This window comes from Pseudoduganella sp. R-31 (genome assembly GCF_049913235.1).
Classification (GTDB): domain Bacteria; phylum Pseudomonadota; class Gammaproteobacteria; order Burkholderiales; family Burkholderiaceae_D; genus Rugamonas.
Map to the genome: position 1 here is coordinate 4,655,736 of NZ_CP183986.1, position 18,392 is coordinate 4,674,127.

Sequence of the window (18,392 nt, forward strand, 5' to 3'; positions counted from 1 at the left end):
CGAAGATATGTTGACGCATAAGACAAGCCATGCGTACAGACCAAGTCAATGGCATGATCAATGACGGTTGTCTTCACTCGCTGTTGTCGGCGTTCCGTGGGAACTAACATGATCCAACTCCAATCTGATCCGACGGCACCAAGATAGCATATCCATAGTCCCCTTGCATGGTTGCCCTTTCGAATCGAACAAGGCCACCGGAAGACTTTGCATCTCGGCGTTCGGCACGGCCAGCCACTGACCAGGCACCGCGTCAGGCACCAGGCTACTCAGTATGTTCGCGGGACGCGAGCGGGTGTCGAGTGGCCAATCCTTTATCGATGCGGAGACCATCCAAGTCAACCACCTCGAAATCCCACCCCTGCCAGTGACAGATGTCGCCTGTTCGCGGAATAGTCCCGAGCAGAAGCATGATCATGCCACTGAGGGTGTTATACCGACTCTTTTCCTCTTCGGGCACGCTTTGAAGTGCCAGCCGGTCCTTCAGTTCGGGGACCGGAATCAATCCCTCTAGGAGCCAACTGCCATCCCTACGGACAACCGCCCAACTGTCTTCCGCGCACGGAGGTTTGAACTCGCCGGTAATGGCCTCCAAAACGTCTTGCAGCGTCACGATACCTTGCACTTCGCCATATTCATCCACAATGAACACGAGGTGGGTGCCAGTCTGCTTGAAGTGCTCCAGCAGCTCCATGCCCGTCAATGTTTCCGGAACGAAGACCGGCAACTGAAGATGGACTCCCAAGTCCAGTTGGGCACCTTGCCTTGCTTGGGTAAGCATTTGGCGCGCGCTGGCGATTCCAATTACCTGATGCCAGCCGCCCCTGAGTACCGGGAAGCGGGAATGTTCGCAATTGTCGAAGCGCGCCATATTGGTCACCAGCTCGTCATCAAGGTCAAAGTAGATGACATCATTGCGCGGTACCATAAAGGACGCCAACTGGCGATCCTCCAAACGAAAGACATTACGCACCATCTGGTGCTCCTGGACTTCGATAACACCGGATTCAAATCCTTCTTCGAGCATCATGTGCAGTTCCTCTTCCGTGATCGTCTGTGGACCAGCCTGTCGCACGCCCAAGCCTCGCAATATCAGCTGAGTGGATGCCGAAAGCAGTTTGACAAATGGCTTGACGATCCCTGCCAGAATCAGCATAGGACGTGCAACGACACGCGCTACCGGCTCTGGATTCAGTTGGCCCAGGCGCTTGGGAACTAGTTCGCCCAGCACGATCGAAAAATAGGTGATTGTGAGGACGACCAGAGCCGTTGACAGATTGTTGGACCAGGCAGAGGGGATGCCGAGAGACATCAACCATTCGCCAAACGGACGGGCAAGGGTCGCTTCGCCGACAATACCATTCAGGACACCTATCGACGTGATGCCTATCTGTACTGTGGACATGAATTTATTGGGATCAGCAAACCTGCCGAGGTATCAATTGTGATCCGGCTTGGCGGCAGAATTTTCAGTCCCCAATCTGCTCGGTCATTCTAACGCGCCTGACACATGATCCCTACTCCCTAGCCAGGCAATGTCTGGTGCCCCGTTTGCGTAGCTAGCGGTACATTGACCTTACCACTGCATTAACGATCACATTGACGAGATCGGAGGGACCTACGCCTCGCTCATCTTGTTAAAGAAAAGGCTTCCTAAAATGATGCTGTGCTGGCGTCGGAGAATTTCGCCCAGAGTGTCCGGTGATTCGGTCACTATCATTGCTGGGTTTCCCATCTATACTGATAAAGCAGAAATCATTTTCAATTCTTGGTCGATCGCACTTGACCAAGTCTTGCCGCCCGACGTTTGTGTGCTCGATTGGGCCATAAGTGCGGTAGGGAGCCAGAGATGCTGCACGAATTCCTGTCCAACAATCGCAGTGAACTCGTCGATCGCTGCAGAGCAAAGGTCGCCACACGTGAACATTCCGCGACAGCCGAGCAATTGCAAAATGGCGTCCCGATGTTTCTTGAACAGTTGATTTATACATTGAGGTCAGAGCAAGCAAGTAGCACGCTCCAGACTAAAACAATCTCGGTCAAGCTGGAACCCGCTCGCACTGAGGTTCAGGCATCGGCGACTCTGCACGGTCAGGACATGCTCGCACTGGGCTTTACGGTCGACGAAGTGGTTCACAACTATGGCGATCTGTGCCAAGCGATCACCGACTTGGCGGTCGAGCGCGACGCCCCGTTTGCCGTCGACGAATTCAGGACCTTGAATCGATGCCTCGACAATGCGATTGCCTATGCAGTCACTGCCTTTAGCCTGCAGCATGATTTCATTGAATCGGGCCGCCACAATGCCGAAGAAAACAAGCGGATGGGCTTCTTTGTCCACGAGCTACGCAACCTGCTTGGCACCGCCAAACTTGCCTATACGGCCTGCCGGACTGGCAACCTCAACCTGAATGGGGCAACTGGAGGAATTTTGGACCGCAGCCTGGACGGCTTAGACAGCCTGATTCAAACCACCGTTTCACTCGTGCGCAATGAGCACCTGGACGGAATGCGGGACATCTTTTCGGTTGCAGACTTTGCCGCAGAGATCGAAGCAGCATCAGTTTTGGCGGCAGTTGCGAAGCAGTGCCGGCTGACGATCATGCCAGTCGATCCGGAATTGGCGATAAAGGGCAATCGGTCGATGCTGTTGGCGGCCGTCGTGAACTTGTTGCAGAATGCCTTCAAGTTCACGCATCCGCACACCGAGGTCACGTTGACCTGCCATGCTGTCAATGACAATGTCCTAATTGAAGTATCCGACCATTGCGGCGGGCTAGGTGCCGAATTGGCCGAACGCATGTTCCAACCCTTTGAACAAGGCGGCGCCGATCGCTCGGGGCTCGGGTTAGGCCTGACGATCGCCAGGCAGTTCGTCGTGGCGAACGGTGGGCGCCTGAGCGTCCGCGATCTGCCCAATGTTGGCTGCGTGTTCACTGTCACACTGCCACGCCATACCATAACTGACAGCGTTAAGTAAGCGATGATCCAACTCGTGGACCCGGTTTCCCCTCGGACGTAAAACACTACATTCGCCTAGAAAATCCCCATGGCAGACACCGTGGCCAAACGGTGAATGATGTGCTCGCCACGAAGGCGCCATGACTCCGCTGACACACGCCAACACGCTCTATGTTCGTGCCACGGGATTCCAACTTCTAAGTTCCGCTTCGGGGCAACTGTCAGCTGAACGCGGTACTAAGGCGCTCGGCAATCGCTCGCTTTCCGACACAACGCAATGCAAAAATCGCCTGCTGATATTTCAGACGCGGAACGGCGCTCCGTGCACAGATGGAATCTGGCCTTGAAATCAGTTCTGATCATCGGACCGCTAGCGGGCGCCGCTATGTATTTCGCAACGGCGACCGGCTTTTCGTTCCCCCGTTTGCTGATGTCATCGGCGTTGTAGAAAGCTGCGTTTAAGAACACTCGCATAAAGCAGGTCGTTCTAAAAATCGACAGCCCTGGCGGAGCACCGGTCGAAGCAGAGCGGATTGTCAGCGCGTTCGTCACTTACAAACAGAAGTACCCAAACCAGTTACCGCGGTCATCGGGAATCTGGGCCCATCCGCAGCGTACATGGCGACCATGCACGCTGATCGTATTGTCGCGGGAAAGTACAGCCTGGTTGGCTCGATCGGTGCGATCCTCGCTCCATGGCAGCTTGATAAGGCGATCGCTCAACTGAAGGTATCGCACCGTGTCTATAGTTCGGGTCGCCTGAAGGCATTCTTGAATCCATTTACTCCGTTGACCAATGATTCGGACGCGAAGGCCACAGAGCTCGTAAACAAGGTCGGCGGCGCGTTTGTCCAGGATGTGCAGCAGCAAAGAGGGCGACATCTGAAGGCGGGGATAGACTTCGGTACCGGTGAAGTATGGAGCGGGATGGAAGCGAAGGCGCTTGGCCTCGTCGACGAGATCGGAACGATGGAGACGGTCGTTGGTGCACAGACAAACCTCAAGGAGTTCAACTTTGGCCCACGTGGTGAAGGGTTCGCTAGCCTCGGCAGCCGGTTCGTGGGAGCGATCTTTTCAGCCGTCAGCGACGCTCGAGTAGGCGCTGCCGCAGCCACAGAAGTCGTTGGCCCCAACGTTCTTGTGGCGCGACTTACGTGCAAGGAACTCATGGGCCTTGGAGGTACGGCCATGTTCGTGCCAATAGCCGGCGGATCCATGATTGGCCTGGCATATTGGCTGCAGGCTGGGAGGGCTGGCGTGCGCTTGTTCCCCAAGGATAAGGTAGTGTATGGTGGTCGACAAGTGCCGCGTACTGCGATTCACGAATGGGGCCCGAACAGGTGCTTCTTTGAGTACGATTTGTACACCACCCATTTCGGCTCGATCGTCAACGGCGAAGTGGAGAAGTTTTTGTTTGGTACCATTGACGACCAGGGGGCGAAAGCAGTCCGCGCGTTCGTGCGCGGGGATCACGCCGATGTACACGATTCGTTCCAGGAATTCTTTGAATACATGGCAGCGCAGAAGCTGCGCGCGCCCAAAGGCCTTGACTGGATCCGCTCATGCTACGGCTCTTTGGGCCAAGTCGACCTGATGGTCGAGATGCAGGCTTTGCGCCTGATGCATTGCACAATGTGAGTCGAGGGTGTGCGGGAGATCGTGTCGGCACATGACTCGGATGTGAAATTCATATTGACGGACCACCCCGTGACGGTCTACAACGCGGCGGTGGATCCCGCGTCTGAGCAGGGCACCTACCCACAAGATCCGCTGACAGCCGCCGTGGGCACCCAGACCGCGTTCGCGCTGCAAGCGTCTTGCCAGCACCGTCTGGACGCATCAATCACGCCCGACCATGATCCAATTTTGGCACAGCATTTGTGCCCACAAATTTGATCATGGACACAAATTTTCAACCAGTCATTCAGCGCGGGCCACGCGGCAAATATCGCCAGCACACCCTGGAGTTCAAGCGCGCACTCGTGGAGATGACCTTATAACCCGGCGTGTCGGTGCCGCGGCTGGCGCGTGAGCATGGCGTCAATGCGAACCAGGTGTTCACTTGGAGGAAGCTGTACGAAGCAGGCGCAGCTTGTAGCAGCTGCGCCTGCGCAGTCCAGCGAATTGCTGCCGGTGGTCGTAGCGACGCAGGAACGGGTGCCGGAATCGGAAGCTGCGACCGGAACAATCACTCTTGAAATTGGACGTGTGCGCTTGCGCATCGAAGGCCAATCCAACGCCGCCACACTGATACAAGTATTGAAGCGTGTGCTGCGATGATCGGCCTGCCAGCGGGTACGAAGGTCTGGCTCGCAGCAGGCGTCACCGACATGCGCAGCGGTTTCAACGGTTTGGCGGCGAAAATGCAAACGGCCCTGGAAGAAGACCCGTTCAGTGGCCACGTGTTTGTGTTCCGTGGCAGGCGCGGCGACTTGATCAAGCTGCTGTGGTGGACCGGCGACGGCTTATGCTTACTGGCGAAGCGTCTGGAGCGCGGTCGCTTCATCTGGCCGCAAGCGTGTTCCTCGACATTCAAATGCCTGACATGGACGGCTGTGAAACCGCGACTGCCATGCATGCCCTTCCTCAATGCGCAGAACTACCCATTGTTGCATGGACCGGTTGGGATGGCCCCGGTAGTCGAGAAGCCATGGCACACGCACGCATGGTATCCCGCCTGACGAAGCCCGTAGCACTGGAAGAGTTGCTAGCGATGTTGTCGCGCTTTGGCAGCAGAGACTCGCCCCGATAGAAATCGCATGCCGACACCTCCCGACGCACGTCTTTCGTCCGCAAACAGCGTTACGTCACGCCCCCTCTTCGCGCGATCGGTAACACCGGCAGGCCCGGAACACAGTGCTACCGCACTTCGCATTGACCAGGGCTGCGCCCTACAACCTGGTCACTGAACACGGGGAGGATCCCAAGCAGGCAATTCGATTCCGAGCGCATCGTCGATGCGTTCCTTCGCACGATGCAGGCCGAGCACACTCGCCGAGCGCATGGTCCAGGCAATCACTGTAACCTGGTATCGCGTCGGAATTGGATCACCGACTTTCCTGATGCTCAATCGGCAGTACCATTTTGCGCTAGGCTTGCCCAAAGTCGCCCTGACGGTCGAACAGTCAATTTCGTAACCACGATAGCGTTGCATATCCGGCTCCTTCGTGACGTCGCGCCCATTGCTGCGGGACTTCTGGCGCTCGTCGAACGCCACGCTCACACTATCGAGCACCTGCCCCCTGCGTCTCAGCGCAGCCGCCACGCGACTGCCACATGGGTTGAATGCATCCGTCACGGCACACGATGTACGTTAGGCCCGCGTACCTTGGAATCATTCCTTGTACGCTGGAGCACTGCGGGACCCATCTCACCAAGACATCGCCAGGCCGGCGCCAGCTGGCGTAAAAGATCGCATCAGCGTGTGGCCGCACCGGAGGGCGACCGGGACTTCGCAAGTGAGTGTTCCTGCATTTCAGCCTGCCTGCGTTCACGCGTACTGCGGACCTTTAGCCGTTTCTCCCACCAACCGTAGTCCGACAAGGTTTCCTTTGCCACGTCCACACACCGCTCGTAGTCGGTGGAGAGCCTGGTGCATGGCGGGACCGGTGGTTCAATGCCTTGGGCGATGCAATAGCGTACCGCATCCTCCAGGTCTCCTTCATTGAGCAATTCCCGGCACGCCGTTGAGTGTATCAATGCAAGATTCATATCACTACCCATAACTCGCCAATTGTCGGGCAAATCGCTGCAAGGGGCGCGGACCGGAGCGCTCCGCATCCACGCACCAGGTTTGCAGGACTGCCAGGAGTTCTTCCTGCGTTGCCGGCGAACGTTCCCATAACTTCTCCAGCGCCTGCCGCGCCACATGCATGGTATTGAGTCGTGTGCTGTGTACGATCACCTGTTCCAGCTCCACCTTCTGCGTTCTGGTGAGCCGACACGGTGCGCGCCGCAGCAGACGCTTCGTCTGGACCAACGCCGCGTGGGGGATCAACTGCGCCAGTCCCATGCGTTCAGCCCGAAACACGTCCAAAGTCAGGACTGTCAGCTCGCGCATCAATACCGCACGATTGCCCAGGACCAGCTTCAAGGTCACCCGAGTCGGCACGAACTGCCCCGCGCATCGCCTCAAGCGCTCTGGTGGCCGGCGCAGCGTTGCCAGGCGCAACCACCGCAACAGGCTGATATAGGCCCAGCCGATATCGAGTTCAAACCAGCGAACCGAGAATTTTGCAGACGTCGGAAACGTGTGATGGTTGTTATGCAGCTCTTCCCCGCCAATCAGCAGGCCAAACGGAACGATATTGGTGGCGGCTTCCTTGCAGTCGTAATTGCGGTAGCCGGCACAGTGCCCTAAGCCGTTGACAACCCCGGCGGCCAGGAACGGAATCCACATCATCTGGCAAGCCCACAGCGTCAGGCCTGGCGCCCCGAACAAGACCAGTTCGATCAGTAGCAGCAAGCCGACGCCTTGCCAGGTGTAGCGGCCATAGATCCGTCGTTCCAGCCAATCAGCCGGTCCCCCACCGCCGTAGCGATCCACCAGCGTGGGGTCACTTGTCGCGTCCCGGTACAGTTCTGCCCCGCGCCACAGAACTTGGTTGATCCCGACCACCACCGGGCTGTGCGGATCCTTCTCGGTTTCACAATGGGCGTGATGGCAGCGATGCACCGCCACCCACTCCCGCGTTACCATCCCTGTCGTCAGCCATAGCCAGAAGCGGAAACAATGGGCCACGAGCGGGCGTAAAGTCAGCGAGCGATGCGTCTGGCACCGGTGCAAATAGACCGTCACCGCGACGATCGTCACATGCGTCGTCACCAGCCCGATCAGCAGCAGCTGCCACCAGCTCAGCGCAAGCAATCCTTCGGCCATCCATTGCAGATACTGCTCCATACCGGAGCTCCTTCGCGACCACGGCCCTACAAGTTCGGATGTTCGGCGGCAAACGCGACCGCGTCACACAGTTGACCGTATCGATAGCCGCCGTAAAGGAAGTGGCCCTCGATAAAGTCAATACCATGCAGTCTCATCGTGCTTTCGTCTTCGTCAGTGGGTCGGTATGCGGCCACCCAGCTCGGTTGGAACGCCTCGTCGCGCAAGAAGCCTTCTTTGGCGTGTTCCGCGACCGCATAGCGCAAGGCATCCTGGAACACGACGTAACGGTGCTGCCGGAATGCGTACCTTTTCCCATCGAACGAGATCTCATATTGCGCAGCCAAGCTCTCATCGGACTGCTGGCGCGCATCTGTATTGTCCGCACTGTCCATAATCTTTCTCCCACGGCTATCCGTGCTCCCGTTCATTACCAGAATCTGACGCTGGGCCTTCGCCATCGCATCGGTATTGGCGTCTTCACAGGAGCTGAATGCGTCTTCCGGAAAAACAATCGATCGCGTCACCTTGTCCGGCCATTGCAGGCTCGTGCAATCCACCATCGGCGCCCTATGCTTGAGGATGGCGGTTGACGCGAACTTCAGCGAGCCGTCCTGGCACCTGAATTCGGCCCACCTCAGCAGGATTTTCCACCCCTGGAACCGGGAAGTTGAATGTTGGCGCATGGTACACTCCTTCGCTCGCGTTCAGGAACAGACTCCGGAAGGCGGTAGCAACGAGCGGGCCCACCTTTCCGGCGCGGCACACCGACAGCGTGCCAGGCGCAGGCATAACACCACTTCACGGCGTTGAGGGGCTTTGACGCGATTGCGCTGTCACGCTGCAATGCTGAGGAAGACCGGCACAAATTGGGAATGTTGGCTGGGTACCTGTTCCCCACTATACGCTCACAAGCGACGTTCACCTAATGATTTAGGCATCGCCCGCACCAATACACATTGCTTGCAATACTAGTCGACACTCTCATGCACCATCGGTGTGTCGACGGCGGAACATTACTGTCTCTCCACCGAGCAGTACCCGCAGCCCCCCTTACGATGTTGAATGCTTCATCGCTTCGGCCTCATGGGCAGCCGTACGTTCTTCGCGCGCGGCGATCGGGTCGCCGCCGTTATCGACCAGGCCGGCTGCGCGTTCGGCGTCGGCATGTGCGCCTTCCGCTTCGGCTCGCTCACCTGGGTTCTCGCTAGCGGGGGGGGCCAGCATGTCGTGCACCATGGCGCGCAGTTCTTCAACGTCTGGCTGCAAGCCGCGCCTTTCCCGTTGATGAATGTAGTGTTGAATTTCAGATTCCTGTTCGGCGCTCAAAGGTAGGCCGCGGAAGGAGAATTCCGGAACAGAGTCTTTCATGACGGATCTCCTTCTTGGTGACTCACACTGAGTGTACGCTTAAACGGGCGCAGGCGTCGGCCTCTTGGAGATAGTCGTCGATCCACTCCCGCCCCCATGCCTTGGCGAAGGACACCGCGTCCGCCGCCGCACTCGCCACCCAGAGGTCATGGAATGCATACTCATCCAATGCATGGCCACATTCCTGCATCGCCAGCATGAATTTGCCAGCATACCGCCCGAGTTACCATATACATCAGAAGTCGGGGACGCCAGCGAGACGCCTGTCCGACAGCTAAGTTACAGTTCGCGCCTAAAATTTAGGCATCTGCGTTGATGCGACGACCGCATGGCTGACTAAGAAATCAATGCCACACCATGCTTGCGAAACCAAACGTCATCCGTCGAGCTGACATTGCCGCCAGTATGATTGTAATTAATGGTCAGTTCTTCATGGATTTCGATGTCTCGGGCGGCAATGAAATGGAGCTGCTGCTCTTCAGCAAGCGCAACGTACCTCAGATTTGCGGGATTGGCGTGGTTGTACATGCTGCCCCAACCAAGGGCTAAGCAACCCGCGGGTTCCCCCTTTGTCAAATGTCCCCAATTGAACAACAAACGCTTTACCTCCTCGGGAAACTGAGCCCAGTACGGGGAAAGCAGCACAACAGGGCAAGCTTCCACGAGTTCACCAGTCGATATCCGCCGACTAGCGAACACGCCCCTGCCTTTTGAGGAGCCCGTGTCCTTGATGTAGCCGAGACAAGCCTTGATGTTCGTCATACCTACAGAACCTCCCGCTTTCCATGCATCGCGCGTGCAACGGCCAGGCTCCGCCGTAGAAAACATCACAATGTTCGGCGGTAATGCTGCAGCACCATGGCACGCCTATTATGGGCCTTTCGATCGACGGCGCGTTGTGCGCTTCTCTTGAAGAATCAGTTTCCTTCGCTGCACCACACGAATCTGACTGCAAAGTTGCTGCCAGAAAGTGGATTGTAATGTGTCATCGCGATGGTGAAACGCTTGTCTAACCGCTGCCGGCCGAATTCCCCTGCTTGGGCATCTCCACCTCCCGAAAGAATCGGGATGGTCCGGTTCAAGCGGTTTGCGCCCTACGATATCTGGCACAGAATGCCAGTGTGATGCGTGAATATCGATGACATGGGTGCGCGTGCGTACTGACGACTTCGACCATTCGGCGCATAGTGAATTCATTGCATCTGAGCGAAGTATTCGCCCTGTTGAATACACAGCCCGATTGGCTCTGCATATTCTTAGAAGGGAGTTTCGTATGGACGAATATTTGTCAGCGCAAGCTTGTGGCGACGCCGCATTGCACTGCAATGATAGGGACATGTCCGAACAGGTTCGTCTTGATGCTGCACTGGACGAAGCATTGTGTTGTACTTTCCCGGCGGGCGATCCCGTTGCTCTGGACTTCGCCATGACCTCGCATGTCTCAACGCGAGCCGAACTCATTAGGCGGGCATTCCCGCGGAGATCATCATGAACCCGGTCACATCATTCTTAGTCGGCGTCTGCCTGCTGGCGAGCACCGGCGCCCTTTACTGGGGGCGCCATACGTTGCCTTGCTCTTCTTCGCCCTCGGCGTTCTCATCGCACTATCGCTGAAGATGGCCAATGCGTGGGAAAAGTTTGTGATTTTGAGGCTGGGTAAGCTGCAGAGCGTCAAGGGGGCGGGCCTGTTTGCCGTCATTCCGATCATCGATAGCGTGGTTGCGATCATCGACGTGCGTATTCAGACCACTGCCTTTAACGCCGCCGAAGCGCTCACCCGAGACACCGTTCCCGTCAATGTCGACGCGATCATTTTCTGGCATGTAGACGACGCGGAAAAAGCGGCGTTGGCGATCACTCATTATCGGGAAGCAATCGATCGCGTCGCACAAACGTCGTTGCGCGAAATGATCGGTGCATCGATGCTGGCGTCACTGTTATCTGAACGCAAAGAGGCTGATGCGCTGCTAAAGGATGTCATTGCGCGGAAGACGGCGGCATGGGGTATATCGGTCAGTTCCGTCGAGATCCGCGACGTAGCAATTCCCGTCGCTTTGCAAGACGCAATGTCTCGTCAGGCACAGGCAGAGCGCGAAAAGCAGGCTCGTGTCATTCTCGGCTTTGCCGAAGTAGCGATTGCCGGCAAGTTTGTCGAGGCGGCAGAGATGTATGCAGGGCATCCTGCAGCATTGCAGCTGCGGGCGATGAATATCATCTTTGAGACAACAAAAGAGCGCGGCGCCACAGTCCTGATCCCCAGCACGATGATCGATAGCTTGAATCCGCCTGCAACCATGGAGCGGCCAGCAAGGTTTGAACGAAGGGCATCGGGTCCAGAGGTAGCTATGAGCAAAGTTGCGGCCTGATTTAATTCTATTGATCCCCAGGAACACTCAGTACAAGTTCCTGAAGGCGCATGACTCGGTGAATGGGCGCCAACTGCCCTCCGCCCCCAAAGTATCGCCCAAGGATCATTGCGCGGCGTGGCATCAGCAAGCCCACTTACCACGCACGTTGCTGCCGCCGCCAAGTAAGCGCCAATTCATTCGTCAGACCGAAACGAAGGGATGACGGCGTCATCTACCGCGCGCTGGAAGGCCTGCATCAAGCTCAATGTCAGGCCTGTTTGGACAATGTGGCCGCATGTGCCGTGTGCCGTCCACTTCGCAAGAGCAAGCGCCTCACACTGCTCCTTCGTGTGCACTACGGTTTAGCGAAGGCGCGCTCCTTTGGTCCCGCGCTTATACTTGAGGAAGCCTAAGTACCGTTCATCGGATCGGTGCAATCTATTCTGGTTGACGTGAGCAACCAGAAAATCCGGCTGTGGGTGTGCGCCGTGAGCACGCTGCTTCGCAGTAGTGGTCTGCCCCTCGCGTAGCTAACTTTAGGTCAACCAATTATCGAGGCCCGCGCGCCGAGAACCGCAACGTGCATAGCATTTGAAGACCATGACTATCGTGTCGCCGAATCGATCCATATATATGCTTAGGCGATGGGGTGTCCCCATGCTATCGTCAATGGCTGCCCTGACTATAGCGATTCCAGTCCGCAGCAGTGTAATCACTGAAGCGGAGGCTATATGAAAGATTTCACTCGCCCTGACCAAGGCATGGCCTTGGCCGTCGATACAGCGATCAAAATGGCGACATCTTCCGGATGCTTACTCACATGGCAATACCTGCAAATGCACTCAGTTCCAAATGGTGTGGCGACGCGGGTACTCTCCCAGAGTGGCCCACGGCGCACATCAACCACCAATGGCCGAGACATGTTACGGGAGCAAGGCCCAGCGAACGGCGAGAAAGTGCCGAACAGGCGACAAAACTGGCTGCGACAGGATTGCGAACCGTCCTAAAGTTCCGAGTACCAAGGACAAATATCACGCTTTCCGAAACGATCGATCAGGCTATCGAGATGGTGGGGGTTCACAATCGGTTCTACGCTGAAGCACTATTGCGCATCCATGCCGTCAAAACATCAGTCATCATGGGGGGGTGCTATTTGACGTGGCACGCCGACGGAGCATTGGCTCTCCAACCATTCCTCTAGCGCCGGCACGTGGCATTCGATTGCTGCACTCAGTCCGAAGCAAACTCCCCACAACGGGACGCGATAGTAACAGAAGCGCAACTCGTCAATCTCTGCCTTTTCGCGTGGCGTCCTGAACAAGGTGACGGTGGATTTCGGCCGTCAACGTTTCGATTCGCTCTGCCATCGCCCTGGTGATTTCTGTCAGCTCAGTGTTCTGACGGAGCAGCTCCAACGTTTGTGCGGAATGCTTGGTCGATGCGACGGCGATCGCCTCGCGGTGCTTGGCGTCGGCTTCAGAATGCGCCTTGTCCCGCGCCGCCTGGCGCGTTTGTGCTAACAAGATAAGCGGTGCAGCATAAGCCGCCTGCAAGCTAAATGCCAGATTCAATAGGATGAAAGGGTAGACGTCAAAATGAACCAGCCCAAAGACATTGGCTGCGATCCACGTGGCGACAATGATGGTTTGCAGGCCAAGAAAAAGTGAGGTGCCGAGGAAGCGCGCGAAGGTTTCCGCCTTCAGCCCGAACGCGTCACTCCCAAACGTCTTGGATAAGTGTTCGTGCTGGCGATGAAAACGCAAATGATCGACATGTGATTCACCTGTCGAAGACAAGTTTTCGGTTTGAGATGAGTTCATACAACCTCCCAACATGCCCGGAATGATTCGCCCACTATAGCTCAACTTGGGATCGCAATTCCCAACTCGCTACCGTGGTGGGCATCGACGATCACTGCGCCAACGCGCCAGCGAGTTAAGGCGTACACTGAATACGAGTCATGACGTAGAAGCGCGGCCAAGGACGTCACGCGCCAGGCTTTCCATCGCCAGTCGACCAGTGCACGCACGATGTCCTAATACGTTGACGGAGAACATCATGAACAGTACAAAGAAAGTCCAGGACCCAACGCCTCACAAAGCGTTCCCTGGCAAAACAGGCGACATCAACAAGCAGCAGCAGAAAGCAACCCAGAATGAAGTCGCAGGTCGACATAAAAATGACGGCATCATGGGGCATCGTGGCACACGCTGAGGAGGTCCATGGGAGACATCTTTTCCAGTCCGACGATCTCATTGACGTAACGCTTTTTCCCTCACTCCTGAGGCTGCTGTGCAGCTATGCGCCATCCTCAGCGAGTCGCTGCATGTTGACTGCCGGCAGTCTGGCTGCAAAAGTATTGAAGTCAATCTTACTTTTGCTTCGAAGTGGTGGAAGTCCTGCCTGAAAACAGTGAGGAATTCACGCTTCATTTTGGTTTCCCTAGTAGACGCCACATTCCTCGTGCCGTTCGCCTGCTCACCGAATTTGCTATCAGTGATGCTGGAACAAGGCATGATGGTCCCACCGAAGCCTACGCCGCCAATCGGTACGTAGCAATGGAGGTCAGACGCGCCAATGAGTAGTCCCATTTCTGCGTGGGATTGCCCTAAGCGACTCCCAATGGTCGCGAAGCCTTTGGCCGTGAAGCGCTGCCGCGCAGTTTTCTGTACAAGCAACTGGACGCTTGGTTCAACGCTTATCTCCGACTGGAACACTGAGATACAGCGGTACCAGCCACATCGTTCGGGAAGCGATCCATTGAAAATTCCACCAACCGCTTCATGGCGCTTTACCTCGCAGAAGCCTCGCACTGCCGATCCAGCGCCAAGGTCTCCGACGACGCTGATGGTGCGTTCGACGCGCAGCACGAGCTGCAGTTCATGGCGATGAAGCGCGAAGTGCTGCGAATCGGGGGCTACACTCAGGAATGTTTCATTTCTCATGCACCTGAACTGAGCGCGATGGTCTATGCCGTCATTGATCTGATCAATATGTATCGACCGAGGTTCAGTTAGCTTAGGTTGAGCATTTGGCGCTTCCTGCGTTTGAACTGGACAATGCCGGGTTACCCTGCGTACCGCGAACGGAGCTGTAGCACAGCGCCAACACTGCATATGAAGATCGCGAGCACGACTCGCATGGCGAACACGAGCGTGCTAAGGTGAGTACATCACCTGTTGTGGCATTGGCCAACCGAAGCCAAGCCTTTGAGTGAACATGGAGACAACCGTGCCATTTTATCATCCGGAACGCCGAACGGGCGTTCGCATGGCAAGCGTCGTGGACGCAGCGCTTGACTTGGCAGAAAAATTCGGGTGGCGCTATGCCATCGCCTATCTCATTGGCGAACGCGTTCCTTCGCAGATCATCCAGCGTCTCCTCTCTGGCGACGGAAAAGTCAGAAGTCACTCCCCCGTTCTTCACGATTCTCCGTCCTGGCGGGGTTCCAACGTGGACGGTCTGCACAGCCTGTTTGAATCGCTGCGGCAGCGCGAGGCGACGACCGCGTACTGCAACGCCGACATGGCTCGTGCCCCGCGCGCCGACGCATACTACGAACTCGACTAAGAATCTGACTTCTTCTTGCAGGCCTTGCACGATGTCGAAGGCCGACTGCTCGCGATTCCATCTCGCGAATCGTTCGCCATTGCCGTCCATAGCCCGCTTGCGCAACAATGCCAATCGTATTGTCCATCGCGCCGAAAGACAGGAAACCAATGGGTGTGCTAAGGACAACGAGTCGGCGGCGGGCTTCCCTATCGGGTACTTGAAACGATCGATCCGCACCAAGCTCTTTGGCAGCGTCTTTGCCTTTGTCCTTCTGTCGGCCATTGTTGTCGCCCTTCTCGCCGCCAACGTCGTGCGCACGAGCATGCAGCCGCAGATCGGCATGCAGCATGAATTACTAGTGCGCGGCGTAGCCGACGTGGTCTCGCCCGCAATCTCCGGAGACTCCGCCGCCCTGCGCCAACGCATCTTGATCGTTCCGTCGCTCACGAAGCACTTCTGGAACGTCGGTGTGATCGACCGACAAGCAAGGCAATGCGCTCACCAATGTCCGCGGCATAACCTCACGCAATGTGAACATTAGCTCCCGCGCGCATTCTAGCGTGCACCGGCCTCCAAACTGCCGGTTTTCTCGATACCGATCAAGACCAGCCCTGAACGACGCTTTTGAACTATTCGTCGACCAGGTTGGGCACCGGGTGTCCAGCGCGGTGCAGCGTCCGCCGCAACCCGATCGACCACTCCGGACACCGCCCTCTCAGCCTTCCTATCACTGGTGCGCGCGCACGATATCGCGGCAATCACGCAGTTCAGGAAAGTAAAGGAGAAGATGGGCGCCGCAATGTCCGTCGACACCGTTACGGCGATTCAGGAGGCATTAAACAAATTTGATTTTGATAAACCTTATGAGCTGCTGCAGGCATTCGGTGCAGACGCCAATTCATGACAGCGTGACCGATGCGCAAGCAAAGAGTGCATGGAGTTTAATATTTCGCAATCCATCGGTGGAAAAAACCACTAGCCTCAATCCATGGTTTACAAGAAGGCAGACCCTTTACCGCGTCGATCTCATTCCGGAACACACAATTGTTTCTATGGCGAGCCGCCGAGGGCGCTTGCTGGGCGGCGCGGTTGATCCCGTCCGTACAAATGATCCTGCCAATTGCGTGGGATGTGAGTACAGGAACGAATGCCATAAGCGCAAATGATCGAGCCTGTCAGAATTTTAGTGTGAAACCGGGGTCATGAAATAATACCGAAAGGGATTGTCCATGACCGACGTAATGACCACTAAAAAGCCAAAGACCAAGAAGCAGTACCCATTCCCCGTTGAACTGATCGACCAGTTGCTGGCCCAGGTCGAGAACAAGGACGCCGAGTCCATTCTGGGTGAATCGGGCCTTGCCGGCCAGCTGAAGAAAATGCTGGCCGAGCGCATGCTGACGGCTGAATTGACCCACCATCTCGCCACCGAAGGCGACGCCAAGAACCACCGAAACGGAAAAAGCCGCAAGACCGTGCTGGCACCGGGCGGCGAGCTGGAACTGGAGATCCCGCGTGACCGACTTTCCAGCTTTGAGCCTAAGCTGGTAGCCAAGCATCAACGCCGCATGCCGGGTTTTGACGACCATGTGATCGGCATGTATGCCCGAGGCATGACAGTGCGCGAAATCCAGGCACATTTACTGGAGCTGTACGGCACCGAAGTGTCGCCAGACCTGATCTCAACGATCACCGACGAGGTCATGGACGAAGTGACGCAGTGGCAGCAGCGTCCACTGGAAGCGATGTACCCAATCGTGTACTTCGATGCATTGCGCCTGAAGATCCGCGACGAAGGCACCGTCAAAAACAAGGCCGTGTACCTGGCGCTGGGCATTCGTGCCGACGGCCGCAAAGAAGTGCTGGGGCTGTGGATCGAGCAAACAGAGGGCGCCAAGTTCTGGCTGAAGGTCTTTAACGAGCTGCGCAACCGCGGCTTGGAAGACATTCTGATCGCCGTCGTTGATGGCCTTCGCGGCTTCCCTGAGGCGATTGAAGCGGTGTTCCCACAGGCGCATATCCAAACCTGCATCGTGCACCTGATTCGCAACTCGATGACGCTGGCCTCCTGGAAGGATCGTAAGGAGCTTGCGGCAGCGCTCAAGCCAATCTACCAGGCTTCTAACGCCGATGCGGCGGCAGCGGCGCTGGATGCCTTTGCGGCAGGCCCTTGGGGCCAACGCTTCCCGACAGTGGTAGCCATGTGGCGCCGGCAGTGGGAGCAGGTAATTCCGTTCTTTGCCTACCCACCGGAAGTACGCTCGATCATTTACACAACGAACGCCATTGAGAGCCTGCATATGCGCTTGCGGAAGATCGTCAAGAATCGCGGACACTTCCCGAGCGACGAGGCAGCGACGAAATTGCTCAACCTGGCCTTGCGCAATATCGAAAAAGATTGGAAGATGCCGCAGCGGACCTGGAAGATGGCCGCCAATCAGTTTGCCATCCTGTTTGGGGAACGTTTTACCAACGCGCTCAATTAACTAACAGCGACCCCGGCACACAAAATTCCTGACAGGTCCAAATGATCGCGCTCAAGGGAATTGCCACGACGCAAAAACACGAATGTATTTATCCTTAGTACGACCACTACCGAGTTTTTGATCTCGACCTAGTGGCAGCCCCAATTACAAACATCCCTGCGAAAAGCATTAGATAGGTTTCCGGCTCCAGAACTGCCGATATAGTGAACTGGGTTTCGGGTATGAACATCCAATCACGGCCTTCATAAAACTGCTGTGCGCGACCGATCATCGAAAAGAAACCGGCCGTGGTGTCCATTGAAATCTCATTCCAAGTCCAGTTCGGACCACCGTTGTCGTCCCAGTAGTCCACGTAATTTCCACGAAGCGTCAATACGCCCCCAGGAGTATATGAAAACTCCGAAACGCCGCAGGTCACAGTTGGAATCGAAACGCAACCTAGCGCGTCTCGTCCCTGTAGCACGAGGGACGTCAACTCATTCAATTCATCTGACCATCGGCATCGGAGTCAGTAGCTTCAAAAGAGCCGCTTACCGTGGCATCGATAAATCGGAGGGTTAGCGTGTCAAAGAAACCCGACCAGGAAAAGTCCCAGTGGGTAGGGGCCGCGCGAGCTGATGTGATCGAGGAAATCAAGAGACCGCAGAAAACGAGCGCTTTGAACATCGCAATCCTCCAAGTCGTGTGGTTCCTGGCTAGCCAAACTCGGATATCATCATACGCAAACTGCCCCCCGCAAGTGCACGGAACTGCGATGGTCCGTGAAGTAGTAGTATGGCTTCGCGTCGGACGCGC

The 18,392-nt window shown here is 56.4% G+C and carries 17 protein-coding genes and 4 pseudogenes; 11 read left to right on the plus strand and 10 right to left on the minus strand.

Annotation, left to right across the window (positions count from 1 at the left end):
* Positions 1–265 precede the first annotated feature (265 nt).
* Positions 266–976, minus strand: coding sequence for a hemolysin family protein (locus tag ACN9MY_RS20880; RefSeq protein WP_426337651.1), 711 nt, complete (start codon positions 974–976; stop codon positions 266–268).
* Positions 977–994: 18 nt separating this feature from the next.
* A pseudogene (locus tag ACN9MY_RS20885) lies at positions 995–1,411 on the minus strand (CNNM domain-containing protein); the annotation flags it as partial.
* Positions 1,412–1,849: 438 nt separating this feature from the next.
* Between ACN9MY_RS20885 and ACN9MY_RS20890 the strand changes: the two are divergent.
* The 5 genes and pseudogenes from ACN9MY_RS20890 (at position 1,850) to ACN9MY_RS20910 (ending at position 5,713) form a co-directional block, all read left to right on the plus strand.
* Positions 1,850–2,980: a sensor histidine kinase gene (locus ACN9MY_RS20890; protein WP_426336083.1), complete on the plus strand. Its 1,131-nt coding sequence runs from the start codon at positions 1,850–1,852 to the stop codon at positions 2,978–2,980.
* Positions 2,981–3,543: 563 nt separating this feature from the next.
* A pseudogene (locus ACN9MY_RS20895) lies at positions 3,544–4,599 on the plus strand (S49 family peptidase); the annotation flags it as partial.
* Between the two features lie 374 nt (positions 4,600–4,973).
* Positions 4,974–5,159 (plus strand): transposase, encoded by a 186-nt coding sequence (locus ACN9MY_RS20900; protein ID WP_426162447.1) that lies wholly within the window; start codon positions 4,974–4,976, stop codon positions 5,157–5,159.
* 78 nt (positions 5,160–5,237) lie between these two features.
* Positions 5,238–5,504, plus strand: a pseudogene (tnpB, locus tag ACN9MY_RS20905) (IS66 family insertion sequence element accessory protein TnpB); the annotation flags it as partial.
* A 29-nt stretch (positions 5,505–5,533) separates the two neighbouring features.
* Positions 5,534–5,713 (plus strand): hypothetical protein, encoded by a 180-nt coding sequence (locus ACN9MY_RS20910; RefSeq protein WP_426318512.1) that lies wholly within the window; start codon positions 5,534–5,536, stop codon positions 5,711–5,713.
* A 150-nt stretch (positions 5,714–5,863) separates the two neighbouring features.
* On the opposite strand, the gene ACN9MY_RS20915 is transcribed toward ACN9MY_RS20910, so the two are convergent.
* From ACN9MY_RS20915 to ACN9MY_RS20940, 6 genes are all read right to left on the minus strand, one after another.
* Positions 5,864–6,184, minus strand: coding sequence for a hypothetical protein (locus ACN9MY_RS20915; RefSeq protein ID WP_426318513.1), 321 nt, complete (start codon positions 6,182–6,184; stop codon positions 5,864–5,866).
* 492 nt (positions 6,185–6,676) lie between these two features.
* On the minus strand, positions 6,677–7,861 hold the full coding sequence (locus ACN9MY_RS20920; protein ID WP_426162449.1) for a DesA family fatty acid desaturase: 1,185 nt from the start codon (positions 7,859–7,861) through the stop codon (positions 6,677–6,679).
* A gap of 26 nt (positions 7,862–7,887) precedes the next feature.
* A complete protein-coding gene (locus ACN9MY_RS20925) occupies positions 7,888–8,526 on the minus strand; it encodes a hypothetical protein (RefSeq protein WP_426318514.1) in 639 nt (212 codons plus the stop codon).
* 367 nt (positions 8,527–8,893) lie between these two features.
* Complete coding sequence (locus tag ACN9MY_RS20930) at positions 8,894–9,211, minus strand: hypothetical protein (RefSeq protein ID WP_426162451.1); 318 nt, start codon at positions 9,209–9,211, stop codon at positions 8,894–8,896.
* A gap of 22 nt (positions 9,212–9,233) precedes the next feature.
* Positions 9,234–9,410: a hypothetical protein gene (locus ACN9MY_RS20935; RefSeq protein ID WP_426162452.1), complete on the minus strand. Its 177-nt coding sequence runs from the start codon at positions 9,408–9,410 to the stop codon at positions 9,234–9,236.
* 137 nt (positions 9,411–9,547) lie between these two features.
* Positions 9,548–9,973: an SET domain-containing protein-lysine N-methyltransferase gene (locus ACN9MY_RS20940; protein ID WP_426162453.1), complete on the minus strand. Its 426-nt coding sequence runs from the start codon at positions 9,971–9,973 to the stop codon at positions 9,548–9,550.
* A 726-nt stretch (positions 9,974–10,699) separates the two neighbouring features.
* Between ACN9MY_RS20940 and ACN9MY_RS20945 the strand changes: the two are divergent.
* A pseudogene (locus tag ACN9MY_RS20945) lies at positions 10,700–11,577 on the plus strand (slipin family protein).
* Between the two features lie 1,268 nt (positions 11,578–12,845).
* On the opposite strand, the gene ACN9MY_RS20950 reads toward ACN9MY_RS20945, so the two are convergent.
* A complete protein-coding gene (locus ACN9MY_RS20950; RefSeq protein ID WP_426162454.1) occupies positions 12,846–13,379 on the minus strand; it encodes a DUF1003 domain-containing protein in 534 nt (177 codons plus the stop codon).
* Between the two features lie 238 nt (positions 13,380–13,617).
* Between ACN9MY_RS20950 and ACN9MY_RS20955 the strand changes: the two genes are divergently transcribed.
* From ACN9MY_RS20955 to ACN9MY_RS20975, 5 genes are all read left to right on the plus strand, one after another.
* On the plus strand, positions 13,618–13,773 hold the full coding sequence (locus ACN9MY_RS20955; RefSeq protein WP_426162455.1) for a hypothetical protein: 156 nt from the start codon (positions 13,618–13,620) through the stop codon (positions 13,771–13,773).
* A 569-nt stretch (positions 13,774–14,342) separates the two neighbouring features.
* Positions 14,343–14,576: a hypothetical protein gene (locus tag ACN9MY_RS20960; RefSeq protein WP_426162456.1), complete on the plus strand. Its 234-nt coding sequence runs from the start codon at positions 14,343–14,345 to the stop codon at positions 14,574–14,576.
* A 202-nt stretch (positions 14,577–14,778) separates the two neighbouring features.
* Positions 14,779–15,129: a hypothetical protein gene (locus tag ACN9MY_RS20965; RefSeq protein WP_426336084.1), complete on the plus strand. Its 351-nt coding sequence runs from the start codon at positions 14,779–14,781 to the stop codon at positions 15,127–15,129.
* A 31-nt stretch (positions 15,130–15,160) separates the two neighbouring features.
* Entirely contained in the window at positions 15,161–15,652 is a 492-nt protein-coding gene (locus ACN9MY_RS20970; RefSeq protein ID WP_426336085.1) for a hypothetical protein, read from the plus strand.
* A gap of 700 nt (positions 15,653–16,352) precedes the next feature.
* Positions 16,353–17,597: an IS256 family transposase gene (locus tag ACN9MY_RS20975; protein ID WP_426337652.1), complete on the plus strand. Its 1,245-nt coding sequence runs from the start codon at positions 16,353–16,355 to the stop codon at positions 17,595–17,597.
* A 480-nt stretch (positions 17,598–18,077) separates the two neighbouring features.
* Here ACN9MY_RS20975 and ACN9MY_RS20980 read toward each other — a convergent pair whose 3' ends face one another.
* Entirely contained in the window at positions 18,078–18,263 is a 186-nt protein-coding gene (locus ACN9MY_RS20980; protein ID WP_426162459.1) for a hypothetical protein, read from the minus strand.
* Positions 18,264–18,392 lie beyond the last annotated feature (129 nt).

What these genes read in the sequence shown, in the direction of transcription:
- ACN9MY_RS20880 (WP_426337651.1), bottom strand. Translation starts at nt 976, where the DNA reads ATGGTGCGTAATGTCTTTCGTTTGGAGGATCGCCAGTTGGCGTCCTTT.
- ACN9MY_RS20890 (WP_426336083.1), top strand. Translation starts at nt 1,850, where the DNA reads ATGCTGCACGAATTCCTGTCCAACAATCGCAGTGAACTCGTCGATCGC.
- ACN9MY_RS20910 (WP_426318512.1), top strand. Translation starts at nt 5,534, where the DNA reads ATGCATGCCCTTCCTCAATGCGCAGAACTACCCATTGTTGCATGGACC.
- ACN9MY_RS20920 (WP_426162449.1), bottom strand. Translation starts at nt 7,861, where the DNA reads ATGGAGCAGTATCTGCAATGGATGGCCGAAGGATTGCTTGCGCTGAGC.
- ACN9MY_RS20925 (WP_426318514.1), bottom strand. Translation starts at nt 8,526, where the DNA reads ATGCGCCAACATTCAACTTCCCGGTTCCAGGGGTGGAAAATCCTGCTG.
- ACN9MY_RS20930 (WP_426162451.1), bottom strand. Translation starts at nt 9,211, where the DNA reads ATGAAAGACTCTGTTCCGGAATTCTCCTTCCGCGGCCTACCTTTGAGC.
- ACN9MY_RS20935 (WP_426162452.1), bottom strand. Translation starts at nt 9,410, where the DNA reads ATGCTGGCGATGCAGGAATGTGGCCATGCATTGGATGAGTATGCATTC.
- ACN9MY_RS20940 (WP_426162453.1), bottom strand. Translation starts at nt 9,973, where the DNA reads ATGACGAACATCAAGGCTTGTCTCGGCTACATCAAGGACACGGGCTCC.
- ACN9MY_RS20950 (WP_426162454.1), bottom strand. Translation starts at nt 13,379, where the DNA reads ATGAACTCATCTCAAACCGAAAACTTGTCTTCGACAGGTGAATCACAT.
- ACN9MY_RS20955 (WP_426162455.1), top strand. Translation starts at nt 13,618, where the DNA reads ATGAACAGTACAAAGAAAGTCCAGGACCCAACGCCTCACAAAGCGTTC.
- ACN9MY_RS20960 (WP_426162456.1), top strand. Translation starts at nt 14,343, where the DNA reads ATGGCGCTTTACCTCGCAGAAGCCTCGCACTGCCGATCCAGCGCCAAG.
- ACN9MY_RS20965 (WP_426336084.1), top strand. Translation starts at nt 14,779, where the DNA reads ATGGAGACAACCGTGCCATTTTATCATCCGGAACGCCGAACGGGCGTT.
- ACN9MY_RS20970 (WP_426336085.1), top strand. Translation starts at nt 15,161, where the DNA reads ATGTCGAAGGCCGACTGCTCGCGATTCCATCTCGCGAATCGTTCGCCA.
- ACN9MY_RS20975 (WP_426337652.1), top strand. Translation starts at nt 16,353, where the DNA reads ATGACCACTAAAAAGCCAAAGACCAAGAAGCAGTACCCATTCCCCGTT.
- ACN9MY_RS20980 (WP_426162459.1), bottom strand. Translation starts at nt 18,263, where the DNA reads ATGTTCAAAGCGCTCGTTTTCTGCGGTCTCTTGATTTCCTCGATCACA.